This is a genomic window from Anoxybacillus sp. (assembly GCF_036834105.1).
In the GTDB taxonomy this organism is placed as follows: Bacteria; Bacillota; Bacilli; order Bacillales; family Anoxybacillaceae; genus Anoxybacillus.
Window position 1 is genome coordinate 21,151 of the sequence record NZ_DAITON010000018.1, and the last position, 6,495, is coordinate 27,645.

Below are 6,495 nucleotides of genomic sequence, written 5' to 3' on the forward strand. Positions count from 1 at the left end.
TTATTGTTTAATTTCCGCTATCGATTGCTTTACCGTTTGTACTACTTCGTTTGCAACCATTTCTCGCGCCTGACGCACGGCGTGAAACATCGCGTGAGCATCGGATGAACCGTGCGCTTTAATGACAGGTGCGCGCAAGCCAAAGAGCGCTGCCCCACCATATTCGGCATAATCCATCTTTTGCTTCAGTTGTAGAAGTTGCGGCTTTAAAGCAAGCGCCGCCATTTTGCTGACAAATCCGCTTGTCAGCGCCGATTTTAGCATAGAAAACATGGCGATGGCCGTTCCTTCAATCGTTTTTAACGCAACGTTGCCAGTGAACCCGTCAGTAACGACGACGTCGGCTACTCCTTCTAGCAAATCGCGCGCTTCCACGTTGCCGACAAAATTTAACGATGTATGTTGCATAAGTTGAAACGCTTTTTTAGCTAGCTCATTGCCTTTTTGGTCTTCTGTCCCTACGTTTAGTAGCCCGACGCGCGGTCGTTCAACCCCGCGTACTTTTTCAGCATATGCTGCCCCCATAAACGCATATTGCAGTATATGTTCTGGACGAGCGTCTACGTTAGCACCAACGTCTAACAATACGAACCCTTTTCCATCAATCGTCGGGAGCGTTGGCGCAAGCGCCGGACGATCAATTCCATCTATCCGGCCAACAATAAACAATCCTGCCGCCATTAGAGCTCCCGTATTCCCAGCTGAAATGCACGCATCGGCGCGCCCTTCACTTACTTCATTTGCCATTAACACCATGGACGCCTCTTTTTTGCGGCGAACGGCACGAACGGGCTCATCTGTTGCTTCAATGACTTGTTCCGTATGAATGATCGATAGTCGTTCATCGTTTGTTATGTACGGGCGAATGAGCGATTCGTTCCCAACAAGCGTAATTTCGATATCGTTGAAATGCTCAATCGCCTTTTGTGCACCGATCACGACTTCCTTTGGTGCGTGATCTCCTCCCATGGCATCAATTGCGATTTTCATCATTTTCTCCATCCTTTTTAACAACGTTTGAGCGATACATATGAAATTCTCCTTGAAAAACAAGCTCTTGACCTACGTAGCTATTCACTTCGACGATCGTGCGACCGTTTTCGTTTAAATTTTTTACTTTTGCTTTGGCGACGACTCGCTCCCCTTCTTTTACCGGGCGCATAAAGCGAATGTTTGCTTTGGCGGTCAATGCTAATTCATCGTTAATGACCGCGACTGCGAGCGAGTTCGCCTGCGCAAACACGTGATGCCCTCGCGCAATTTGATTTCGTTTAAATACATGTTCTTTTTTTACATCGAAAATGGAAATCGCACTTTCGTCCAATTGCATATCGATAATTTCTCCGATCACTTCTTCAATAGGCAACGACTTCACTTCATCAGCAAATGTGCGCTCAGCGACATGTTTAATGCGCTCGCGCAATTCCGGAATCGACAGTTCAAGGCGATCAAGGCGGATCGTTTGAATGCTGACTGAAAATTTTTCGGCAAGCTGTTCGTCCGTAATAAATGGATTTTCTTCAATCGTTGCTTGCAATAGACGTTGCCGTTCTCGCTTATTTCTTCTCATCTTCGATCCACCATCCGAATTATTACTAGGTACTAATAGTAGTATATAACACCCGTACTTCCATTTCAACAACTTTTAATCTAATTTTTCGCCGTTTAAAATGCCTGATTGTTGTAAATAGTCGCGAAGAAAGGCGTATTTATCGTCATGCCAAAACGCTTGCGAATCAACGAGGCGAGCAGCGTCTTGACGGGCAACTTCTAAAATGCGATAGTCGTGAACGATGTCGCCAAGACGAAATTCAGGCATGCCGCTTTGTTTCGTGCCGAAAAAATCGCCCGGTCCGCGCAGCTCTAAATCTTTTTCCGACAGCACAAAGCCGTCGTTCGTTTCCGTCATAATGCGCATGCGTTCTTTTCCCGTTTCTGACTTCGGATCAGCGACTAAAATGCAGTACGATTGGGCTTGTCCACGGCCAACTCGTCCGCGCAGTTGATGAAGTTGGGCAAGACCGAACCGATCGGCATCGTAAATAACCATAACGGTTGCGTTCGGGACGTTTACACCGACTTCGACAACGGTTGTAGATACTAAAATATGAATGTCGTTGGCGCTAAACGCTCGCATCACTTCTTCTTTTTCTTCTGAAGATAAGCGACCGTGCATTAATCCGATGCGATATCGCCCTTTATAGTAATGAGTAAGCATCGCATGGACATCGATTGCATTTTGAACATCGAGCTTTTCTGATTCTTCAATGAGCGGGCAAATGACGTATGCTTGATGTCCTGCATCAACTTGTTTAGCGATAAATTGAAATACGCGCTCAAGCATATCGTGCTTCACCCAGTACGTCTCGATCTTTTTTCTCCCTTTTGGCATTTCATCAATGATGGAGACGTCCATTTCTCCAAATGCTGTAATGGCCAGCGTGCGCGGAATGGGCGTCGCTGTCATAAACAATACATCAGGCGATTGTCCTTTCTCACGCAAAATGCGCCGCTGCTCCACCCCAAAACGATGTTGTTCGTCCGTAATGACCACTCCAAGTTTCGCAAAATTCACGTCGTCTTGAATGAGCGCGTGCGTACCAACAACGACATGTACTTCACCAGCTGCAAGTTGCTCAAGCAGCTGCTTTCGCCTTTTTCCTTTCACCGAGCTCGTCAACAGTCGGACGTCAATTCCCATCGGCTCAAGCAGCGCACGAAGCGATTCAGCATGCTGTTCAGCTAAAATTTCCGTCGGTACCATCAACGCCCCTTGATATCCTGACAAATGGACGGCATATAATGCGACGGCGGCGACAACTGTTTTCCCGGAACCGACATCTCCTTGAAGCAATCGATTCATGCGATATGGCGATCGTAAGTCTTGTACAATTTCACGCACAACGCGCTGCTGGGCGTTCGTTAGCGGAAATGGAAGCGATTGAATAAAAGCTTGAAGCTGTTCATCAGAAAAACGATGTGCGATGCCAGGCGACTGTTCGCGACGGTATTTTTTCAACGCTTGCATTTTCAATTGGAAAAGTAAAAATTCCTCATAAACGAGCCGGCGGCGCGCTTGCTTAAGTTGTTCGTGCGAAAGCGGCATATGAATCGCCCGAATAGCATCACGTTTTGAAACGAGCCGATACGCTTGCAGCAACTCGCTCGGCAATGGGTCGACGATCGCATCGCCGTATTGTTGTAACGCGAGCGCAATCAATCGGCGCATCCCTTTCACCGTCACATCGCCGCGTGTAGAATAGATCGGTTCTATTTCTTTTTGTTGTTTCATTTCACCGACATGTAAATGTTGTACGGTGATCATTTGCCGATGTTTATCCCATTTTCCTGTCATCGTCACCGTCTCATGCAAAGCAAGCTTCTTTTTTAAATATGGCTGGTTAAAGCAGACGGCTGTCACTAAAAAACGATCGACGAGCACGCGAAACGTCAACCGCGACTTTTTTTTACTATAATATGTAAGCACTGGCTCGCTATACACTTTGCCGACAATCGTCACTTTTTCATCATGTTTTGCTTCTTCTAACGGACATATACGATAATCTTCATAACGAAAAGGGAAGTGATACAACAGTTGTTCAATTGTATCAATTCCCATGTCATGAAGTGCAGCTGCTGTTTCTTCACCAATTCCTTTGACCGCTGTGACTGCTTGTTGTAGTATGTCACTCACGTTTTTCATTCGGCTTGCCGAAAATGCTCGCTTCGAATCGACGAGCAGTCGGCGTCGCCGCTAACCCTCCTTGTGCTGTTTCTTTTAAGGCGACTGGCATCGTTTGACCGATGCGGAACATCGCTTCAATGACTTCATCGCACGGAATGCGACTTTGTATGCCGGCAAGCGCCATATCGGCAGCGATCATCGCATTCGCTGCTCCGATGGCATTTCGCTTCACGCACGGCACTTCCACTAAACCTGCTACCGGATCACAGACGAGGCCGAGCATATTTTTTAAAGCGATCGCCATCGCTTCTGCCGCTTGTTTTGGCGTCCCTCCTGCCATCTCTACGAGCGCCGCCGCCGCCATGCCTGCCGCGGAACCGACTTCTGCCTGGCACCCTCCTGCTGCTCCCGAGATTGAGGCGTTATTTGCGACGACAAATCCGAACGCACCAGCGGTAAATAAAAACTCAACCATTTGTTCGCGCGTCGGGTTTAGTTTTTCCTTCACTGCAAACAACGTACCTGGAACGACCCCAGCGGAACCTGCTGTCGGCGTAGCGCAAATCATCCCCATTGCCGCGTTCACCTCGTTCGTGGCCATCGCCTTGCTGACGGCATCTAAAATCGTCTCTCCCGATAAAAATTGACCACGTGCAATGTATTGTTGCAAGCGAGTGGCGTCGCCGCCCGTTAATCCTGAATGCGAGCGGACGCCCGCTAATCCGAGCGCCACGGCTTGCTCCATCACTTGTAAGTTTTTCTCCATTTGAGCGATAATGTCCTCCCGGCTTCGCTCTGTCACTTCCATCTCTTGTCGAATCATCACTTCTGCAATTTTAATTTGCTCCCGTTCTGCCCGTTCAACAAGTTCTGCTACATTTCGAAACATCGTCGTCTCCCCTTTGCGCCGCTTTAGTCTACAATTTTTGTTACATCAATAATATGTGGCAACGTTTTTAATTGCTCTACAATCGCATCGTCAATATTTTGGTCTACTTCAATCGTCATGAGCGCTTGTTTTCCCTTTTCTTTGCGCGACACTTCCATATGGCCGATATTGATCGCATATTTCGCCAATACGTTAGCCACGCCTGCAATCGCTCCGTAACGGTCGTTATGCATAATTAAAAGCGCAGGATGATGACCGGACAGCTTTAGCTCAAATCCATTGAGTTCAATAATTTCGATTTTCCCGCCGCCAATAGAAATGCCGACTAGTTCAAGTTCCCCTTGGTCATCACCGAGGCGGATTTTTGCCGTGTTTGGATGGGGCGGAATCGCCTCTTCTTCATGGAACGTAATGCGAATGCCTTCTTGCTTGGCGATGTGCAACGACGTTTTCATCCGTTCGTCAAACGTATCGAAGTTTAATAAGCCGCCAACGATTGCCACATCTGTTCCATGCCCTTTATACGTTTCAGCAAACGAGCCGTAAAAGAAAATGTCAGCCCAAGCTGGCTTTCTCCCAAATAAACTGCGCGCCACTTTTCCGATGCGAACTGCTCCTGCCGTATGAGAGCTCGATGGACCGATCATAATAGGACCTATAATATCAAATACGCTCCGATATTTCATTTTCCATTCTCCCCTTTGTCATCTTCATGAAAAAGAAGGGGACGTTTTCCCCTTCTACTCAATTGCAAAAATAAATGGATATAACGGCTGGCCACCGCGATGTGTTTCCACTTCGACATGTGGGAATTGTCGTTCAACAAATTGAACAACGTGGGCGATTTGTTCATCCGTCGCATCTTCACCAGAAAGAATCGTTACAATTTCATCTTCCTCGCCAATCATATGAGTAAGCAACGTCTCAACAACGTAAGCAAGCTCTTGATGAGATACGACAATTTTCCCATCGGCAATTCCCATATAATCATCTTTATTGATTGCGACACCATCAATATTTGTATCGCGCACAGCGAACGTCACTTGTCCCGTTCTGACGCGGGCAAGCGCCTCGGTCATCGCTTTTTCGTTTTCTTCTTTTGGTACGGAAGGGTTAAACGAGAGCAAAGCTGTCATTCCTTGTGGGACAGTTTTCGATGGAATGACGACAACGTGGCATGAAGCGACGGAAGCGGCTTGTTGAGCTGCTAAAATAATATTTTTATTGTTCGGCAGCACAAATACTGTTTCCGCGTGTACTTCTTCAATCGCCTTCACAATATCTTCTGTGCTCGGGTTCATCGTTTGTCCGCCTTCGATCACAGCATGGGCACCGATGCTGTGAAACAGTTCAGCGATGCCATCCCCCATCGCTACCGCAACGATGCCGTACGGGATGCGCTCTTGTTTTTTCGGCGGTTGCGCCTCTTGATGGACAATATTCGCATGCTGTTCGCGCATGTTTTCGATTTTTATGTTAATTAAACTTCCGTAACGTTGCGCGTAGGTAAGCACTTCACCCGGTTGTTCAGCGTGAATGTGTACTTTGACTAGTTCATCATCTGCAATGACGAGCAGAGAGTCACCAAAGCGGCTTAAATCTTGACGAAACGCCTCCTCGCTGAACGGGTGTTTCGCTACTTTTTCTTGCTCAAATTTCACCATAAATTCCGTACAATAGCCAAATTCAATGTCCTCAGCACTTATATGGCTTTGAACGCTACGATGATGTTCCGTACGAACAAGTTGCTCCATCGATACCGTTTCTACTTGTGCAACCGTCTCGCCTTTTAATGCGGCTAAAAACCCTTCATACACAAAGACAAGCCCTTGTCCACCGCTATCAACGACACCTACTTCTTTTAGTACAGGAAGCAAATCTGGCGTACGTTTAAGCGACGCTTTCGCTTCTTTTAACGTTT

Annotated in this window: 6 protein-coding genes; all 6 read right to left on the reverse strand. The window is 47.2% G+C overall.

What is annotated here, in order from left to right:
- A complete protein-coding gene (plsX, locus tag V7Z64_RS03635; RefSeq protein ID WP_003394973.1) occupies positions 1–990 on the reverse strand; it encodes a phosphate acyltransferase PlsX in 990 nt (329 codons plus the stop codon).
- Positions 974–1,570: a transcription factor FapR gene (gene fapR, locus V7Z64_RS03640; RefSeq protein WP_003394974.1), complete on the reverse strand. Its 597-nt coding sequence runs from the start codon at positions 1,568–1,570 to the stop codon at positions 974–976. The genes plsX and fapR overlap by 17 nt, the downstream gene beginning before the upstream one ends.
- Before the next feature lie 75 nt (positions 1,571–1,645).
- On the reverse strand, positions 1,646–3,703 hold the full coding sequence (gene recG / locus V7Z64_RS03645) for an ATP-dependent DNA helicase RecG (RefSeq protein WP_297988997.1): 2,058 nt from the start codon (positions 3,701–3,703) through the stop codon (positions 1,646–1,648).
- Positions 3,687–4,574 (reverse strand): L-serine ammonia-lyase, iron-sulfur-dependent, subunit alpha, encoded by an 888-nt coding sequence (gene sdaAA, locus V7Z64_RS03650; RefSeq protein WP_297989000.1) that lies wholly within the window; start codon positions 4,572–4,574, stop codon positions 3,687–3,689. The genes recG and sdaAA overlap by 17 nt, the downstream gene beginning before the upstream one ends.
- A gap of 23 nt (positions 4,575–4,597) precedes the next feature.
- Complete coding sequence (sdaAB, locus tag V7Z64_RS03655; protein WP_003394981.1) at positions 4,598–5,260, reverse strand: L-serine ammonia-lyase, iron-sulfur-dependent subunit beta; 663 nt, start codon at positions 5,258–5,260, stop codon at positions 4,598–4,600.
- A 54-nt stretch (positions 5,261–5,314) separates the two neighbouring features.
- Positions 5,315–6,495 (reverse strand): DAK2 domain-containing protein (locus V7Z64_RS03660; RefSeq protein ID WP_334109349.1); only part of this gene is annotated, 1,181 nt, incomplete at its 5' end.

Coding starts and splice junctions, on each gene's coding strand:
- plsX (WP_003394973.1), bottom strand. CDS start 990: ATGAAAATCGCAATTGATGCCATGGGAGGAGATCACGCACCAAAGGAA.
- fapR (WP_003394974.1), bottom strand. CDS start 1,570: ATGAGAAGAAATAAGCGAGAACGGCAACGTCTATTGCAAGCAACGATT.
- recG (WP_297988997.1), bottom strand. CDS start 3,703: ATGAAAAACGTGAGTGACATACTACAACAAGCAGTCACAGCGGTCAAA.
- sdaAA (WP_297989000.1), bottom strand. CDS start 4,574: ATGTTTCGAAATGTAGCAGAACTTGTTGAACGGGCAGAACGGGAGCAA.
- sdaAB (WP_003394981.1), bottom strand. CDS start 5,260: ATGAAATATCGGAGCGTATTTGATATTATAGGTCCTATTATGATCGGT.